Source organism: Bradyrhizobium sp. B124 (genome assembly GCF_038967635.1).
GTDB lineage: Bacteria > Pseudomonadota > Alphaproteobacteria > Rhizobiales > Xanthobacteraceae > Bradyrhizobium.
Genome location: NZ_CP152413.1, coordinates 5123999 through 5141965, shown reverse-complemented (window position 1 = coordinate 5141965; position 17967 = coordinate 5123999). Strand labels below are relative to the sequence as shown.

Annotated in this window: 14 protein-coding genes; 10 read left to right on the top strand and 4 right to left on the bottom strand. The window is 62.4% G+C overall.

The annotated features are described in order from the left end of the window. Positions 1 to 13: 13 nt before the first annotated feature. Positions 14 to 1306 (bottom strand): extracellular solute-binding protein, encoded by a 1293-nt coding sequence (locus AAFG13_RS24505; protein ID WP_212316722.1) that lies wholly within the window; start codon positions 1304 to 1306, stop codon positions 14 to 16. A 17-nt stretch (positions 1307 to 1323) separates the two neighbouring features. After that, positions 1324 to 2358 (bottom strand): ABC transporter ATP-binding protein, encoded by a 1035-nt coding sequence (locus AAFG13_RS24500; RefSeq protein WP_212316724.1) that lies wholly within the window; start codon positions 2356 to 2358, stop codon positions 1324 to 1326. A 360-nt stretch (positions 2359 to 2718) separates the two neighbouring features. On the opposite strand from AAFG13_RS24500, the gene AAFG13_RS24495 reads away from it, so the two are divergent. Further along, complete coding sequence (locus tag AAFG13_RS24495) at positions 2719 to 3852, top strand: ring-opening amidohydrolase (RefSeq protein WP_342708489.1); 1134 nt, start codon at positions 2719 to 2721, stop codon at positions 3850 to 3852. 69 nt (positions 3853 to 3921) lie between these two features. Here the strand turns inward: AAFG13_RS24495 and upp are convergent, their stop codons facing one another. Beyond that, complete coding sequence (upp, locus tag AAFG13_RS24490) at positions 3922 to 4557, bottom strand: uracil phosphoribosyltransferase (protein ID WP_092122268.1); 636 nt, start codon at positions 4555 to 4557, stop codon at positions 3922 to 3924. Positions 4558 to 5228: 671 nt separating this feature from the next. Between upp and AAFG13_RS24485 the strand changes: the two genes are divergently transcribed. The 3 genes from AAFG13_RS24485 to AAFG13_RS24475 all read left to right on the top strand — a co-directional run bounded on the left by AAFG13_RS24485 (position 5229) and on the right by AAFG13_RS24475 (position 8588). Next, entirely contained in the window at positions 5229 to 6974 is a 1746-nt protein-coding gene (locus AAFG13_RS24485) for a CocE/NonD family hydrolase (RefSeq protein WP_342708488.1), read from the top strand. Positions 6975 to 6998: 24 nt separating this feature from the next. Then, positions 6999 to 7787: an enoyl-CoA hydratase/isomerase family protein gene (locus AAFG13_RS24480; protein WP_342708487.1), complete on the top strand. Its 789-nt coding sequence runs from the start codon at positions 6999 to 7001 to the stop codon at positions 7785 to 7787. 108 nt (positions 7788 to 7895) lie between these two features. Continuing rightward, positions 7896 to 8588 (top strand): TetR/AcrR family transcriptional regulator, encoded by a 693-nt coding sequence (locus AAFG13_RS24475; protein ID WP_342708486.1) that lies wholly within the window; start codon positions 7896 to 7898, stop codon positions 8586 to 8588. Positions 8589 to 8622: 34 nt separating this feature from the next. On the opposite strand, the gene AAFG13_RS24470 is transcribed toward AAFG13_RS24475, so the two are convergent. After that, positions 8623 to 9375 (bottom strand): FCD domain-containing protein, encoded by a 753-nt coding sequence (locus tag AAFG13_RS24470; protein WP_342708485.1) that lies wholly within the window; start codon positions 9373 to 9375, stop codon positions 8623 to 8625. 125 nt (positions 9376 to 9500) lie between these two features. Between AAFG13_RS24470 and AAFG13_RS24465 the strand changes: the two genes are divergently transcribed. The 6 genes from AAFG13_RS24465 (at position 9501) to AAFG13_RS24440 (ending at position 17950) form a co-directional block, all read left to right on the top strand. Next, positions 9501 to 10379, top strand: coding sequence for a fumarylacetoacetate hydrolase family protein (locus tag AAFG13_RS24465; RefSeq protein ID WP_342708484.1), 879 nt, complete (start codon positions 9501 to 9503; stop codon positions 10377 to 10379). 190 nt (positions 10380 to 10569) lie between these two features. Then, positions 10570 to 12192 carry an FAD-dependent monooxygenase gene (locus AAFG13_RS24460; protein ID WP_342708483.1) on the top strand — a complete coding sequence of 541 codons (1623 nt, stop codon included), beginning with the start codon at positions 10570 to 10572 and terminating at the stop codon, positions 12190 to 12192. 17 nt (positions 12193 to 12209) lie between these two features. Then, positions 12210 to 13391 carry an FAD-dependent monooxygenase gene (locus AAFG13_RS24455; protein WP_342708482.1) on the top strand — a complete coding sequence of 394 codons (1182 nt, stop codon included), beginning with the start codon at positions 12210 to 12212 and terminating at the stop codon, positions 13389 to 13391. Continuing rightward, on the top strand, positions 13388 to 14263 hold the full coding sequence (locus AAFG13_RS24450; RefSeq protein WP_342708481.1) for a VOC family protein: 876 nt from the start codon (positions 13388 to 13390) through the stop codon (positions 14261 to 14263). Before AAFG13_RS24455 ends, AAFG13_RS24450 begins: the two co-directional genes overlap by 4 nt. Before the next feature lie 45 nt (positions 14264 to 14308). Continuing rightward, complete coding sequence (locus AAFG13_RS24445; protein WP_342708480.1) at positions 14309 to 15556, top strand: ABC transporter substrate-binding protein; 1248 nt, start codon at positions 14309 to 14311, stop codon at positions 15554 to 15556. 129 nt (positions 15557 to 15685) lie between these two features. Then, positions 15686 to 17950 (top strand): fused MFS/spermidine synthase, encoded by a 2265-nt coding sequence (locus AAFG13_RS24440; RefSeq protein WP_342708479.1) that lies wholly within the window; start codon positions 15686 to 15688, stop codon positions 17948 to 17950. The last annotated feature ends 17 nt before the right edge of the window (positions 17951 to 17967 follow it).

The following is a 17967-nucleotide window of genomic DNA, read 5'->3' as shown; positions in this document are numbered from 1 at the left end:
CCTTTGGATTGCATCAGGCGGCGATGAATTCATTCCACTTGCGCACCATGTAATCGTTCTCGTCCATAACGGCGTTCCAGCAGGCGACCGCGCCCATGCGGTCTTCGTAGGATCCCCCGTCGCGCTTGGTGCCGGCCTTCTCGAGAATCGTGCCGTCGGGTGCCTTGATGTCGCTGACGGCGGCCTTGCCTTCCATCCAGTATCCCCACTCGTCCGCCGTCATGTTGGCCTTCGCAGTGGACAGCACAGCCGAATAGTAACCCTGGCGGTTGAGATAGGCGCCGGCCCAACCCGACAAGTACCAGTTCACGAATTCATAGGCCCAATCGAGCTTTGGCCCCGTAACCGCCTTCGATACGCAGAACCCCGACGCCCACGAGCGATAGCCTTCCTTGAGCGGCTGGAACGTGCAGGCGATCCCCATCGAGCGCACCTTGGTGACCGCGGGCGACCACATCGACTGGATGACGGTTTCACCCGAGGCCATCAGGTTGACGGATTCGTTGAAATCCTTCCAGAACGCGCGGAACTGGCCGGCCTTCTTGGCTTCCGTCATGATCTTCATGGTGAGATCAATCTCGGCCTTCGTCATGTTGCCCTTGTCGGCATAGGTGTGCTGACCGCTGGCTTCGACCACCATCGCAGCATCCATGATTCCGATCGACGGAATGTTGAGAATCGAGGCCTTGCCCTTGAATTCGGGATTGAGCAATTCGGTCCACGATGAAATAGGCCGCTTGATCAGATCCGGCCGGATGCCGAGCGTATCGGCATTGTAGACCGTCGGGATCAGCGTCACGAATTCGGTCGGCGTTTTTGAGAACGTCTTGGAGTTTGCACCCTCGAGATAAAGCACCTTCCACGGCGCGGTGCCCTGATCACCGATCTTCTTGCCGTTCGGCAGCTGACCCTTGGTGAACACCGGGGTGATGTTGTCGAATTCCTTGATCTTCCTGGCGTCCAGCGCAAAAATGTTGCCCGACGGGACCAGCTTCCTCAGCGAGAAATACTCGGTATCCAGCACATCAAACGAGTTCGGCTGGGTGATCACGCGTTTGGTGACGTCGTCGGTGGTTGCCGTGATGTATTCGATCTTGATTCCGGTATCTTCCAGACACTTCTTCGAGATCTCGTCACCTTCGTTCACCGCCGTTCCGAGATAACGCAGAACCTTCGGATCTGCCGAATGGACGTAGGGAAATCCAGTAATTGCGCCCGAACCCGCGGCAAGGCCGACCGCTCCGGCCGCGCCCTTCAGCATGGTGCGACGGCTAACGCGACGATCGAATTTCGAGGATTTGCTCATGATTGTCTCCTTGGGTGTCACGCCGCCCTTTCAGGCGATCGGGCGATTACAGAACTCGTGATTTTGAGAAGGCTGGCCTGCGTCGGGTCCCATGTGGCGAGAACACGTTCACCGACAGCGTAGTTGGCCACGTCGAATTGGGTTTCCGTGACCTGGGCCGAGATCTCGGAGCCACCCTCGACGGCAATGACAACGCGGACATAGGTCCCCTGGTATTCGACCTCGCTGATGGTGCCTGCAACGGATGGACCAGCGACAGCTTCGCTCGGTCGCTTCAGCATCAGCCGGTCAACCCGAACGGCGAAGGTCTCGGGACCCACAGCAAGGACATTGTGGCCGCCGATGAATTTCGCCGTGAATTCGGTTCGAGGGTGGTTGAAGATTTCACGCGGCGAACCCTGCTGCTCGATCCGGCCCGCGTTCATGAGAACCACGATATCGGCCAGAGCCATCGCCTCGTCCTGACCATGCGTCACATGGATGAAGGTAAGCCCGAGCTCGCGCTGCAGCTTCTTCAACTCGGCTCTCATCCGCAGCCGCAAGAACGGATCGAGCGCCGACAGCGGTTCGTCGAGGAGCAGGATTTGAGGAGAGGTGATCAGCGCGCGCGCGAGTGCGACTCGCTGCTGCTGGCCTCCGGAAAGCTGGCCTGGCAGCCTTGCCGCATAGGGCTGCATGTCGACGAGCTCCAGCAACTTGTTGGCCTCGGCATGGCGTGCAGCCTTGGCGACGCCTTTCATCTTCAAGGCGAACGCAACGTTGTCGATGACCGAGAGATGAGGGAACAGGGCGTAAGACTGGAACATCATCGCCGTACTTCGATCGGCAGGGGGCAGGCCGGTTACATTCTTCGGCCCGACCAGGATGTCGCCTGAAGTGACCGATTCGTGGCCGGCCACCATGCGCAGCGTCGATGTCTTGCCGCAGCCGGACGGCCCGAGCAGGCAGCAATAGGAGCCGGGGGGAATCTTGAGGTTGATGGCGTCAACGGCGGTGACGCCGCCGTACATCTTGGTCAACTGCACGAGTTCGAGCGCCGCCGTCGTCGTCATCCGCACCATTCCGCGTAGGCTTGCCAGGGATCTTGAACGACATTGCCGCTCCGGCACGCGACCCGGAATTCGATGCAACAGATGTGCCAAATCTTGCGACAGGCCGGACAAAAATTGGGCAGATTCCGCCGGCCGACGAGGTCGACCGCGCCGCTTCGACCGAGATCGGAGGTCAGTTGCCAGGCACGCCGTCTGTGAGGCTTGAGTTCCGGACGTAGGCGATCGAGGCGATGTTGAAGGTCGATCCCTTTGCCAAAGCCATCTCGATGCGATCAAAACCGGTGCCGTGCCCGCAGGCGCCGGGAGACGCTTTGGCTTGCCATATCTTTTCGCGAGCCCGAAGATGTCCGGGGAAAGAGCATGCGTACAAAATCGGTCGACGTCGTTCGTATTTCCACCAAGGGCCCCGGTGATGTCTCCGGCCTGCTGAGCCTGATCGAGCAAGGCAAGATCGATCCAAAGTCGATCGTCGCGATCTTGGGGAAGACTGAGGGCAATGGTGGCGTCAACGATTTCACGCGTGAGTTCGCCGTTTCAGCTCTCCGTGCGGCCCTGGCGCCTTATCTGGATCTGCCGCCGCATCGCGTTGAGCAGCGGATTGCGTTCGTGATGTCGGGTGGGACGGAAGGTGTGCTCAGTCCACATATCACCGTGTTTACGCGCGACGGTGCCGCCAATCACGATTCAGGTATCTCCGGGAAACGCCTTAGCATCGGGATGGCACAGACGCGGGATTTCCTGCCCGAGGAGATCGGTCGCGATGTGCAGATCAGGGAAACCGCCGGGGCAGTGGCTGCCGCCATGGCCGACGCTGGGATCGTCGATCCGCAAGACGTTCATTTTGTGCAGATCAAGTGCCCGCTTCTGACCAGCGATCGCATCGAGGCAGCGGTGGCGCGGGGGCATGAGACCGTGACCAACAGCGCTTACGGTTCGATGGCGTATTCCCGTGGCGCGTCAGCGCTGGGCGTGGCCGTCGCGCTTGGCGAGGTTGAAAGCGAGATTGACGACGAACACGTTCTCCGGCGGTTCGATCTGTTTTCGTCGGTCGCCTCCACGTCGGCGGGCATCGAACTGATGCACAACGTGGTCATCGTGCTCGGCAATACGACGTCGTCGGCGGCTCCATTCGAGATCGGACACGCCGTGATGAACGACGCCATTGATTCGGCAGCGGTGATCGATGCGTTGAAAAGCGTGGGGCTGCACATCGACGACGCCTCCAGGCCGCCGCCGGCGTCGCGGCAGCTCGTCAATATCTTTGCCAAGGCGGAAGCCGCGCCGAACGGGAGCATCCGCGGATTTCGTCACATCATGCTTGAGGATACTGACATCAGCTCAACCCGGCACGCTCGCGCTGCCGTCGGCGGATTGATCAGCGGCTTGTCGGGGACCAGCGCGGTGTATGTTTCCGGCGGAGCCGAACATCAGGGACCCCCAGGTGGCGGGCCGGTTGCCGTCATCGCTCGACTGTTGGCAAACGGGTCCGACTGAGCATCGGGCGTCGTGTGCCGTTACAAACGGCATCTGTTCACGCTTCAGCACGAACGCGCTGCCGTCGGCTCACCTGGTGCCGAACATTCTGTCTCCTGCATCGCCCAAGCCTGGCACGATATACCCGTGATCATTCAGTCTTTCGTCGATGGCAGCGGTCCAGATCGGAACGTCCGGACACTCGTCCTGGAATCGGGCAATTCCTTCGGGGGCTGCGAGCAGGCAGACGAACCGAATGTCTTGCGCGCCTCGCGATTTGAGCAGGCGGGCCGCCGCGCTGGCGGAATTTCCCGTAGCAAGCATTGGATCCAGCAAGATCACGATGCGCTCCGAAACATCCTGCGGCGCCTTGAAGAAGTACTCCACGGCTTGAAGTGTTTCCGGATTCCGGTAAAGGCCGATGTGCGCGACGCGTGCTGATGGGACGAGCGCCAACATTCCGTCGAGAAACCCGACACCCGCCCGCAAGATCGGAGCGAATGTGAGTTTCTTGCCCGCAATTTTGGGCGTCCTCATTGCAGCGAGTGGCGTATCGATGTCGACCATCTCCAGGGGCAGATCCCGGGTGACCTCATAACAGAGCAGCATTCCGATCTCGTTCAGTAGCTCGCGAAACCCCTTGGTGGAACGATCCTTGTCGCGCATCAGCGAGAGCTTGTGCTGGACGAGGGGATGGCTGACGAGGTTCACGTTCTTGGTCATGATATCGCTTTCTCAACAAAGGGGGCGCGTGCGAGTTCGTCCAAGTCGTCGCGTGTGCAAGTAGCGTGCCCCGCTTCTTCTGACTGTCGAGCGCGGCCTCATTCATTGGGCGGAAGGGCCATTCTTCAGGGCGATCCACCCGGCTCCTTCATCGCTTGACTCGTTGTTCGTGTTTTGCGGAACACGATCATGGCCCATTCGGAGGATAGGGAATCTGCTCGTCGAAACCAATGCTTACTGCGCGAAGTCTACCAGGCTATCGAAAGTCCGGTGTCGGAGGTTAAGCAGCCGAACGCGAGCTTGTCGCCGCGGATGAGGCCAGCGATTGGTGTTCTCGCTGAGATCACCGGTGACGCCGCCGCCGAACCGCTCACGTGACCGGGCGCCCGTTGCGCGAACTTCCCATGATGCCCGAACGCGTGAAGGCGCTTTCCCTATCGCCGCTGCGCGAATGCGCTGGCGGCCTCCTGCACGGATCGGTCGGCGTTTGCCGACGTCAATTGTTCCACCTGCAGGACACACCGTTCCATTTGACGTCCCCACGGCGTCAAAATTATACTTTACGATCGTAAAGTAGAGTGCGATGGTTGGTGCGGCCAGAGGGAGAGGCCTGCCTCTCCGCTTGTGATGGTCGAATTCGACGGAAAGCGTCGCGGAAACGCCGGGGAGAAACGATGATCGAGGAGCGGGACATCAGCGTCGTGATGCGGGACGGCACCCGGCTGGCGGTCGACGTCTACCGCCCGGATGCGACCGGCAAGTACCCGGTGCTGTACGCGTCGGCGCTGCACAACAAGGACATCCAGGGACCCGACATCGCGGACATCCTGCCGCCGCAGCCGGCGCATGCGCCGCTCTGGTTCGGTCCGATCGAGGCCGGCGATACCAGGCGCTTCATCGCCAATGGCTACGTCCATGTGATCGCGCAGCCGCGCGGCTCAGCCAAGTCGGAAGGGCACTATGGCCATGAGGACACCGATCACTACGACCTGATCGAGTGGATCACGCAGCAGTCTTGGTCGAACGGCAAGGTCGGGATGGTCGGCATCTCCGGCTATGCCGGCGAACAGTGGCGTGCCGCAGCCCAGGGACATCCTGCGCTCAAGGCGATCTTCCCCTATGACGCGTGCAGCGCGTATGGCGGCATGTTCGGATTCCGCGACTTCAATCCGGGCGGCGTGCTGCACAGCTTCCCGTATTTGCTCGATGTCTTCAGCACGGTCCACGAGTCTCGTGACCGTCCCGCCGAGCTGCCCGCCGCGGAAGAAGCGCTCTGGCGCCGGGCGATGCAGAATCCGGACTTCAAGCAGTACATCAACCTCTACAACATCCTCACCCAGAAAGGGCAGCGGACGTTCGTCATGTATCTCATGATGACCCACCCGTGGGAGATCGACGGCACCGTCGAGCGCGCCGAGGAGGTCTTCAAGAAGATCAAGATTCCATTCTATACCGGCTCGGGCGCCTACGCTTACACCTACAAGCTGCACTGGCTCGGGGCGCAGCATTACTTCCAGAACGTCGATGCACCCAAGAAGCTGCTGTTCACCGGACCGGCCCATCTCGAGCGGCCGTTCCATCAATATCACGACGAGATCATCCGATGGTATGACTACTGGCTGAAGGGGCATGACACCGGCATCATGAAGGAGCCGCCGGTGCGCTATTGGCTGATGGGGGCCAACGAGTGGCGAACCGGAACCAACTGGCCGCTGCCGGAGACGCAGTGGACCAAATACTATCTCTCGCATTGGGAGACGCTGTCGACCGAGCCGCCACGGCCGGCCTCCGAGGTCGGAGCTTCGGCACGGGAGCCTGACGTCTTCACGCAGATGCCCGTCACGCGCACGACCAAGATCGAGCGGTTGCGCTACATGACCGAGCCGTTGCCGCATGACGTCACCGTCGCCGGCCCGATCACACTGACGCTCCACGCGGCGATCGACCAGGACGACACCAACTGGATCGTCGTGCTCAAGGATGTCGGCCCCGACGTTTCGGTTCGGACCGCGCGCGAAGGCGAGCGGGATGTCCCGTCGACGTTACCCGAGCGCGAGCTGACGCGGGGGTGGCTGAAGGCATCCTATCGCGCGCTCGACGAAAAGCGTTCCAAGCCGTGGGAGCCGTTCCACAAGCTGACGCAGGATGCGATCGCGCCGGTCAGGCCGGGTGAGGTGGTCGAGTATCAGATCCAGATCCTCGCGACTGCGAACCAGTTCAAGGCGGGTCACCGCATCTGCCTCGACATCACGTCCATGGATGTTCCGACCGGGACGGGAGCCATGACCAACGTCGAGTACATCCCGTACCACGTCTGCAGCAGCAGGACCGTCACTCACAAAATCTACCGCGACGCGGAGCGGCCGTCCCATCTGCTGCTGCCGATCATTCCCTCGTCCGCTGACCGGCGTCCGGCCTGACATCTCATAGAAGGGAACGTGACCATGAAGACGATCCGCTTTGAACGAGACGGCGCCATCGGAAATATCGTCCTGGCCAATCCGCCATTCAATCGACTGGACCTGCGCTTCGCCGAGGCCCTGCGCACCGCCGTGCACCAGGCCAGCGAAAGCGACATTCGTGTGCTGGTGGTTCGCGCCGAGGGGCCGCACTTCAGTTTCGGCGGTGAGGTGCGGGAGTGGCCGGGCAAGGACATCAACTGGTTCCGAACATTCGTCGCGGACGTCAACGTCTCCTATCGTGCGATCGAGATGCTGAAGATCCCGACGGTTGCCGTCGTGCGGGGGATTGCCTTCGGTGGCGGCTTCGAACTGGCGCTGGCGTGCGATTTTCTGGTCGCGGCCGAGAACGCCACCTTCCGCTGCGTCGAGGTCACGACCGCGATGCTGCCGATCGCAGGTGCCTTGCAGCGGATCGCGGAGCGCGCCGGTCGGGCGCGCGCATCGCGATTTGCGATGCTTGGCGAGCCGATTTCCGGACGTGAAGCCGGAGCGCTCGGAATTGCGACGCATGTGGTGGCCGAGCACGATCTGTCGGCGACGGCGACGGCATTGGCCCGCCAGCTCGCGACCGGGCCGACCAGGTCATATGCTGCGACGCGCACCCTGCTCAAGGCGTGGTCGAGCGGAGGGGCGGCTGCGGCCGATCTCGTGATGCTCGACGTCGCGGTGGAGCTCTACAACGGCGCGGACGCCCAGCGCGGTTTTGTCAACACCGCTGAAGCCTTCGAGAAGGATATCGAGCCGCCGACACTTGTCTTCGAAGGAAAATAGGCCGGCGCAGGATGAGCGCGCGGAAGCGACCGAGGGATTCGTGCGGCGCGAAAGCCATTCGACACGCCGCTTGGCGGCCGGTCTGGAACCATGATACTCGAAGACCAAATGGCGAAGAAAACGGGGCCGGCAGCCGGACGCCGGGAGCGGCCGCGCAAGAGGGCCGAACAACAGCGCTCGATTGAAACGCGCACCGCGATCCTCGATGCCGCCATTGCGGAGTTTGCCGAGCGAGGATTCGACGGCGCCAGCATTCGCGCCATCGCCGACCGGCTTGGCCTGCAACACCCGCTGATCACCTATCACTATCGAAGCAAGGACATTCTGTGGCGCGCGGCCGCCGAGCACGCCTTCACGCAGATCCGTGCCGAATGGGATAGAACGGTGGAGGCGGGGATCGATCCGTCGCCGTTGGCGCGGCTGCGCCAGGAATACACGACCCTGTTCCGCTACACCGTCGCATTTCCCGAGTTTCATCGGTTCATGCGTCAGGAGACCCTGACCAACAATCCGCGGCTGAAATGGGTGGCAGAAGCGGTCCTGGCTCCGCTTCTGGGCCGGCTATTGCCCCAGATCACCGAGGCTCAGAAGCAGGGTCTGCTTCCCGCCGCGGACCCGATCCTGTTTCACTACATGATGGTGAGCCTCACCGCCACGCTTTCGGAATTCGGTCCCGAAATGCAGGTGACCAGCGGACTGTCATCCGGTGACCCGAAGGTTGTTGCCGCCTATTGGCGGCTTGTCGACGAGATGGTCTTCGGCAAGGAGCCCAACGATGGTCGGCGTCGAAGGCAGCCATGACGCTGCGCCGAAACGGTTCGAAATGCTGCCTGCGTCAGGCGGGCGCGCCGCGTTTGCGAGGCAGGCTTTCAGGCAGATAAGCCTCGCCTGGTTTCGCCCTTGCAGATTCCGGAGCCGGCTCGCGCCCGGCCAATACGGAATCGAGGATGACCTTCGTGGTCATTTGCAGGTGCTGGTTCATCAGCGTGACGGCGCGTTCGCTGTCCCGCGCCAGAGTGGCCTCTGCAATCTCCCGATGTTCCCTGTCGAGGTCTCTGTCCACCTTGGACAAGGGACCGGAAAACGCGCGGTAGCGTTCGGAGTGGTTGTAAAGCGTCGCGCGCAAGTGGAGCAGCCAGGGGCTGCCGCATCCCGACGCGAGCGCTTCATGAAAAATCTCGTGCGCCCTCGAATACTCTTCGCTGTAGCGTCGCGCGGCCTTATCTGCCCATACCGGCGTGTGCGACAGGCGATGCAGCGCAGCGACCACCTGTGACTGCCACTCGATCCCGCCTTTCTCGATCGCGCCGCGAAGGCATAGTTCCTCGATGCTGCATCGAACATTTGTGAGGTCGCTCAGCGCATCGACGGACAACGGCGCCACGCGGAAACCGCGTTGTGGTTCGCTGACCACAAAACCCTCTGATGCGAGGCGCGACAGAGCCTCGCGCACGGCGCTCGACCCGACCTCGAAGCGGCGGCACAGATCGTCGATTTTCAGCTTTTCTCCGGGCGCGAAGCGGCAGGCCAGCAATTGGGCGCGAAGCTTCGCATAGGCCCCGTGGGTCAGACTCGTCGGTGATTCCATGGGCTTAGCCATAACAAAAGGGGTGATCCGAGTCATCAAAAATATGCACGATTCTAAAATAATGCATTTTTATTTGTAATATGCATTTTATGTGCTAGAGGAGACGAACACGGAGGAAACACCCCATGCGGTTCATCGCTTACGAAAGAAACGCGAAGCGCGGCCTCGCCGTGGCCGATCCGGCCGGCCGATATCGGGGACTTGATGATGGCGCAGCGCACGGCCGGCTCGAGCGCGCCCTCGCCGGCGGGCATGACGGGCTGAAGGATCTCGCAGCGGCGCTTCTCAAGGGCGAGCCGCTCGATCCGGAAGCCGTGACCTTCCTTCCTCCGCTGTCCTCACCCGGCAAGATCATCTGTGTTGGACTGAACTACGCGGACCACACCGCCGAAAGCAGCATCCAGCAGCCCGACTACCCCACGCTGTTCGGCCGGTTCTCGTCGAGCCTGATCGGGCACGGTGCGCCGATCGTGCGGCCGAAGGTTTCGGCAGCGCTCGACTATGAAGGCGAGCTTGTCGCAGTCATCGGGCACGGCGGTCGCCATATCCCGCAGTCCGCGGCGCTCGATCATGTCGCCGGCTATTCGATCTTCAATGACGGCACGATCCGGGATTATCAGTTCCGGACGCCGCAATGGACCATGGGCAAGAACTTCGACGGCACCGGAGCGTTCGGACCTGCGCTGGTGACGGCCGACGAACTTCCGCCCGGCGCCCGCGGCCTGACGCTCGAGACGCGCTTGAACGGCACGGTGATGCAGAAGACATCGACCTCCGACCTCATCTTCGATGTCGCAACGCTGGTCGCGCTGATCAGCGAGGGTATAACGTTGTATCCGGGCGATCTGATCGTGACCGGCACGCCGTCCGGCGTCGGCGCTGCACGTAAGCCGCCGCTCTACATGAAGCCCGGCGACGTCTGCGAGATCGAGATCGAGGGATTGGGCGTACTTCGCAATCCGATCGTGCAGGAGAGCGATGATGCGGTACGTGCAGCTGCCTGACCTTCGTCGACGTCGCTGCGCGCGGTTGCGAACGGACGTCGTATCGATCGCCAGGAGGATGAAAGCCTGGCCGAGGTCGATGCGCACAGTGCCCGGAGTTGAGGGAGTCGATCAGGCCAGATCTTGATCTGACGTGGCGCGCGAGCGGCAACAACATAAAATCCGCCGCCGGTCCTTATGGGAGGAAACAATGAAATCGGTTCCGGTTTTGATTGCAGGGGGCGGTCCCGTCGGGATGACGCTTGCGAACGTCCTGGCCCGTTTCGGCATTCGCTCCATGCTGGTCGAGCGGAATGCGACGACGACCCGCCACCCGAAGATGGATATCACCAACAGCCGCAGCATGGAGCTGTTCCGCCGGTTCGGCCTGTCGGACGCGTTGCGAAAGGTCGCGGTAGCGGAAGATCATCCCTTCGACGTCTCCTGGATCACGAGCCTCGCGGGATATGAGCTGCATCGTTTCCGATACATGAGCCCGAGTGAGTTTCGAAAGCACGGCCGAACCAGGAACGACGGCACCCAGCCGCTCGAACCGCCGATGCGCGTTTCACAGGTCGAGATCGAACCTGTCCTGAAGCAGGCCATCGACGCCCGTTCGGAAGTCGACGTGCGGTTCGGCGTCGCCTTTGAAAGCTTTGAAGCAAAAGACGATGGCGTCGTCGCTGTGCTGCGGGAGCAGGGAAGTGGCGCGCAAGAGCAGGTCAGCTGTCAGTATCTGATCGGTTGCGACGGCGGCTCCAGCCGCGTCCGCGCGGGACTGGATATCGCGCTGGAGGGGCAGTCGCGCGTCGGCGAGCTCTACATGATTCACTTCCGATCGACGGAGCGCGACCTGTTGCAGCGCTGGGGCGTCGCCTGGCACTACCAATCGCCGCTTGGAACCATGATCGCCCAGAACGATGATGATATCTGGACCGTGCATGTTCCCGTGCTGCCCGGGCAGGATGCGAGCAAGCTCGATCCACGCGCGCTGGTCGAGGCCTATGCCGGCCGGCCGTTTGCTTTCGAGATCCTGGTCGCCAATGCCTGGACGCCTCATCTCCTTGTCGCCGAATCCTATGGCAAGGGACGCGTCCTCCTCGCCGGCGACTCCGCGCATCAGTTCATCCCGACCGGCGGCTATGGGATGAACTCCGGGGTCGGCGACGCCATCGACCTCGGCTGGAAACTGGCTGCGACGCTGCAAGGTTTCGGCGGGCCTGGCCTGCTCGCCTCTTACGAAGTTGAGCGGCGCCCCGTCGCCGCACGAAATCGCGACGCGTCCGGCCGCCATATGCAAGTGCGAATGCAGATTGCCGAAGCCTATGGAAACTTGCTGCAAGGCGACAACAGCGAAAATCCCGTGCGCCGCGCCGAAGTCGGTGCAGAGCTTGCCAGGCTCGGCAACGCAGAGAACGAATGTTTCGGGATCGAGCACGGCTTTGTCTATGAAGGATCGCCGATCGTCGCCGACGCGAAGGCCGCTCCGTTTCCGTTCGATCCGGTCGTCTACAAGCCGACGACCACGCCCGGTGCCCGCCTGCCCAGCACGTATCTCAAGGATGAGACGGCGCTCTACGATCGGCTGGGTCAGCATTTCACGCTGATCGATTTCCGCGGCGCCGAACTGTCACCCTTCGTCGACGCTGCGGCGCGACGGCGGATCCCGCTGTCGATCCTGCAACTCGACGAGCCCGATCTGAAGGGCGTCTATGGCCGGGACCTGCTGCTGGTGCGCCCCGACCATCACATCGCGTGGCGTGGAACGGGCGGCAAGGCACCCAATGCTGACGCGATCCTCGCGACGGCTCTCGGCTGGGGAGGTGAGCGGTGAAGTCGCTGCGTGCCCTCGTGATCGGCGCCGGCATCGGGGGCACGGCCGCTGCCATTGCGCTGCGCCGGGCTGGTCTCGACGTTTCCCTGTTCGAGCAGACGATGGCGCAACGCGAGGTCGGCGCCGGCATCCAGATCAGCCCCAACGCCTCCCGGTTGCTTCGCCGCTACGGGCTTGGCGATGCCATGGCGCGCGCCGCCGTGCGCCCCGCCGCGGTGGTGTTTCGTCGCTGGCAGGACGGCCGTGTGCTGGGGCGCGAGGAATTGGGCGACGTCCTCGAGCACCGTTATGGTTCGCCCTATTACCATTTTCACCGGGCGGACCTCATCGCCCTCCTGGCCGACGCGTTCGGTCCCAGGGAGATCAAGCTCGGACGCCGTCTGGTCGATGTCGAGCAAGACGACAGCGGCGTGACCGCGCATTTCGAGGATGGTACGTCCGCGCGCGGCGATCTCCTGATCGGGGCCGACGGCATCCACTCCAGGGTTCGTGAGTGTCTGTTCGGCGAGGAGAAGCCGAGGTTCTCGGGGCAGATCGCGTATCGCGGGCTCGCGCCTTTGGAGCGCGTCGCGCATCTCGACCTGCCGCTCGACGTCACGAACTGGGTGGGGCCGGGCGGACACTTCGTCCATTACTTCGTCGCCGCCGGCCGCTTTCTGAATTTTGTGGCGGTGAGCGAAGCGGCGACCTGGACGCGGGAGCAGTGGTCCGACCGCGGTTCGATCTCGGATGCCGTCAAGATTTATGAAGGGTGGCATCCGCAGCTTGCGACGATCCTCAACGCGGTCGACGAGACGTACAAGTGGGCGTTGTTCGACCGCAATCCATTTCCGGAATGGACGCAAGGGCGGATCGCGCTGCTCGGGGACGCCTGTCATCCCATGCTGCCGTTCATGGCACAAGGCGCCGCACAGGCCATCGAGGACGGCGCGGCCCTGGCGGCCTGCCTGAATCACACAGCCTTCGACATTCCGTCTGCGTTTCGGGCTTACGTCGCATTGCGCAAGCCGCGTGCGACCGAGGTGCAGGAGCGATCCCGCGCCAATTCCACAAGCTTCCACATGCCGGATGGACCGCAACAGATCGAGCGGGATCACGTCCTCGCCACGCGCGGCGTGCGTGGCAGCCCCGAGGCAATGAACCGACTTTATGGCTACGACGCAGAAGCCGTCGCGGCGACGCTGGAGGAAAAACCATGACCCGCGCTTTCCAAATCGCCTATGTCGATCTCGATACGCCCGCCGCAGAACAGGAGATCGCCTATTATGATCAAGTGATCGGCGCAACTCCGACCGAGCGCGGTTCCGACGGCCGCACCTATTTCAGCCTCGGTGTCGATCACCACAACATCACCATCAAGCCGGCGTCCGATAAACGCCTCACCGCTCTCGGCCTGAGGATCGGTCAAGAAGCGGTCGACGAGACGATTCACTCACTGCGCGATCTCGGACTTTCCGCGGAAAGAAAGAGCGACGCGCGGCCGGGCGTTCCGGAACTGGTGGAGGTCGTCGTCGCCGGGCACACACTGCACCTCGTGCCGGAGATGGCTATGCCCGGCCCGGGCTTCCGCACCTCGGGTGTCGTTCCGACGCGCCTCGGACATGTCGCCCTGATGGCGCCGGAGGCGGACAAGCTCATCAAATTCTGTTCGGCGATCGGGTTTCGTGCGACCGATTGGTTCGAGGGCATAGCCACGTTCCTGACCTGCAATCACGATCATCACGTGCTCAATATCATCGCGGCACCGGAGGCGCGTGTTCACCATCTCGCCTTCGAGCTGCGCAGCCGCGCCGCGCATCACGATGCCGCGGATTTTCTCGCGACGACAGGTCATCAGATGCTCTGGGGCCCGTCGCGGCACACCGCGGGCCACAACCTCGCCTCCTATCACTACGACCCCAGCCGCTTTCTGATCGAGCTCTACTCCGACATGGACGTGCTCGTTCCAGAGCTCAATATTTTCGAGCCGCGACCGTGGCACGATGCATTTCCCCAACGTCCTCGCGTGTGGACGATCGATCAGCTCACGACGTGGGGAACCCGCTTCGAGTTCGACTTGAAGACGGCGTAGCGCCTGGCCGATTGCCGATCGAATATCAAAACCGCGAGGAAAGAGATGCCACGGCACGCGCGCGAGGCGAGATCCGCTTGTTTGGGTGTCGCGCTGACGATCCTGACCGGCCTCGCCGTTGCAGCGCCGGGCTCGGCTCACGAGGAGAAGCGCTACGATACCGGCGTATCCGACACGGCGATCAAGATCGGCAACACGGCTCCCTACAGTGGGCCGCTGTCCTCGAATGGCATCATCGCCAGAACCGAAGCCGCCTACTTCAAGATGATCAACGATCAGGGCGGGGTTAACGGCCGCAAGATCGAGTTCATCTCCTATGATGATGCCTATAGTCCGCCGAAGACCGTCGAGCAGACCCGCAAGTTGATCGAGAGCGACGAGGTGCTGCTGCTCTTCAATCAACTCGGTACGCCGACCACCATGTCGGTCATCAAATATGTCAACGCCAGGAAGGTGCCGCAGCTGTTTATCGCGGCGGGCGCAACCGTGTTCGGCGATCACAAGGCATATCCGTGGTCGATGGGCTTCCAGCCGAGCTACCAGAGCGAAACACGCATCTACGGAAAGTACCTGCGCGAGAACCATCCCAACGGAAAGATTGCCGTGCTGTCGTCCAATGACGACTTCGGACGGGACAACATCAAGGGCTTGAAAGACGGTCTCGGCGAAGCAGCGGGCAACATCGTCGCCGAGGTCACCTATGAGACGAGCGCACCGACGATCGATTCCGAGCTTGTGAAACTGAAATTCTCCGGCGCCAGCATCTTCGTCAATTTTGCCTCCGCGAAATTTGCGGCCCAGGCCATCAAGAAAGCGGCAGAGATCGGCTGGAAGCCCGTGCAGATTCTGCATGGAAACTCGCAGTCGATCAGCGCCGTGCTGAAGCCCGCCGGCCTCGAGAACGCCAGGGACATCATCACCGCAAGTTACAGCAAGGACCCCGCGGATGCGGCCTGGAAGGACGACCCCGGCTTGAAGAGATTCTCCGATTTCATGGCCGAGCACATGCCGGGCGAGGATCGAGACAATTCTTACGTGGTCTATGGATACAACGCCGCGCAGGCGCTGGTTGACGTGCTCAAGCAATGCGGGGATGACCTGACGCGCGCCAACGTCATGCGGCAGGCCGAGGCCTTGAACGGGGTTCACCTCGACATGCTGCTTCCGGATATTGTGTTGACGACATCGCCAAGCGACCACTACCCGATCGAGCGAATGCAATTACAGAAGTTCGATGGGCAGAACTGGGTGCGATTTGGCTCCGGTGTTGAAGGGACGCCGGACAAGAGGTGACGGGGCACCGGCGGAGGTTCGATAGGCAAAACTGTTTCTCCGTCGCCGATACGCGCTCCCTGAACTGTGATTAACCCTTGCTTAGGCGCGGCTAACTACCTTGCAAGCAAAGATTGCAAGGGCCAACGAATGTCACTTTTTGAGAACGCGCCGGATCGCACGCTTCCGGAGGTATCGCGTTCTGCCGATGATACGCGCCTGCTGCCGTTCCTCAGCGTGGCGACGGTGTTCGTATCCGCGCTGCTGCTGTTCCTGATTCAGCCGATGTTCGCGAAAATGGTGCTGCCGAAGCTTGGCGGCGCGCCCTCGGTCTGGTCGGTGGCGATGGTGTTCTTCCAGGCCGTCCTGCTCGCCGGCTATGCCTATGCACATCTGCTCGGCCGGTTGTTCGGGACGCAGCGCGCAGGCCTCGTCCACCTGCTCCTGCTCGCCGTCACGGCCATGACCTTGCCGATTGCGATCGCGCCCAATTGGGGTGCGCCACCCGCCGATGGAACCGCGCTCTGGTTGTTCGGACTGTTCGCTGCGTCAATCGGCCTGCCGTTCTTTGCGTTGTCGGCGAGCGCGCCCTTGTTGCAGAGCTGGTTCGCCGGAAGCGGCCATCGCGATGCCGACAATCCCTATGTGCTCTATGCCGCATCGAATCTTGGCTCGTTCGCGGCCCTGTTTGCCTATCCTGTCGTTGTCGAGCCACTGCTGGCGCTGAACATGCAGGCGAGCATCTGGTCGTTCGGCTTTGCGGTCCTCGCGCTGCTCGTCGCGGCGGTTGCCGTCGTGCTCGGACGAGGCAACGGTGCCGTGAAGGTGACGCCGACGCCGGAGACATCGGTCGTCAGCGTGGCCGACAGGCTGCAGTGGATCGCGCTTGCGGCCATTCCGTCCGGGCTGGTCATCGCGGTGACCGCGTATCTGACAACCGACGTCGCGGCAGCGCCCTTTCTGTGGGTTATTCCGCTGGCGCTCTATCTGTTCAGCTTCGTTGTCGTGTTCCGCGACCGGCCGTGGATCAGCCACGCGACCGTGGTGCGTCTCGTTCCGTTCGCCGTGGCCCCCCTTGCGATCAGTCTGGTCGGCGCCAAGGTGTTCTGGCTCACGACGATCGTGCTCCACCTCGTCGTGTTCACGCTGTTGGCGCTGCTCTGTCATGGCGAGCTCTATGCCCGGCGTCCGCACCCGCAACGCTTGACCGAGTTCTTCCTGTGCACCTCGTTCGGCGGTGTGCTCGGCGGCGCCTTCGCGGGCCTGCTGGCGCCGCAGATCTTTTCCGGCAACTACGAATATCCGATCCTGATCGCGCTCGCATTGCTGGCACTGCCCGGCATGTTCGCAGGCGGCGCGCGCCAGGCGCTGATCAAGGCGTTGCCATGGCTGGCGGTGGCGATCGCGCTTGCCATGGTCTGGTACGTGACCCAGTTGCAGCTTCCGGCCTCCTTCGAGCTGCCGTTCCGGGCCTTGCTGGTCCTGCTGGCGGCCGGCATGATATTTTTGCGCCAGCGGCCGGTGTCATTTGCCGGGTTGGCGGTCACCGGCCTGATGCTGACGACGTTCTGGCGTCCGGGCATGGCCCCGATCGAGACCGCGCGCAGCTTCTTCGGGGTCCATACCGTGGTCGACCTCGCGGATGGCCGCGCGCGGCTGCTGTTCCACGGCAACACGATGCATGGCGCAGAGCGGTTGCGGAACGACGACAGCACGCCAGTCTCCGGAGCGCCCCAGCCTCAAAGCTACTACTATCCGGGCAGCCCGCTGGCTGAAGGGGTTGCGGCGGCACGCAGCGCCCGGAGTGGCTTCGGACGGGTTGCGGTCGTCGGCCTCGGTACCGGCACACTCGCCTGTCTCCGTCGCGGCGCAGAGAATTGGACGTTCTTCGAGATCGATCCCGAGGTGATCCGGATCGCGAGCAATCCAACCTTCTTCACGTTCCTGTCGCGCTGCGCGCCGAAGGCCAGCCTCGTGCTCGGCGATGCGCGTCTCACACTGCAGGCCTCGCTTGATCGCTACGACCTGATCGTCCTGGACGCCTTCTCGTCCGACAGCATTCCGGTCCACCTGCTGACGCGTGAAGCGATCGCCGGCTATGTGTCGAAGCTGGCGCCGCACGGGGTCATTCTCGTGCATATCTCCAACCGCCATCTCGATCTCGCGCCGATCATGGCGAATATCGCGCAGTCCCAGGGGTTGATCGCACTCTTCAAGGAAGGGCATCCGGTCGGCGATGTCATGACCACGCTAAGGACGGCGTCCCGGGTGGTGATGCTTGCGCGCGCGCCTGACGATGTCGGCGAGGCGGCTCGGCATTGGGCCGCCATGTCGCCGGATCCGGCCAGCGCACTCTGGACGGACGATTACTCGAATCTCCTTGGCCCCATGCTGCGGGCGAAGTTCGGCTCCTGACGCGCTCATGGCAAATA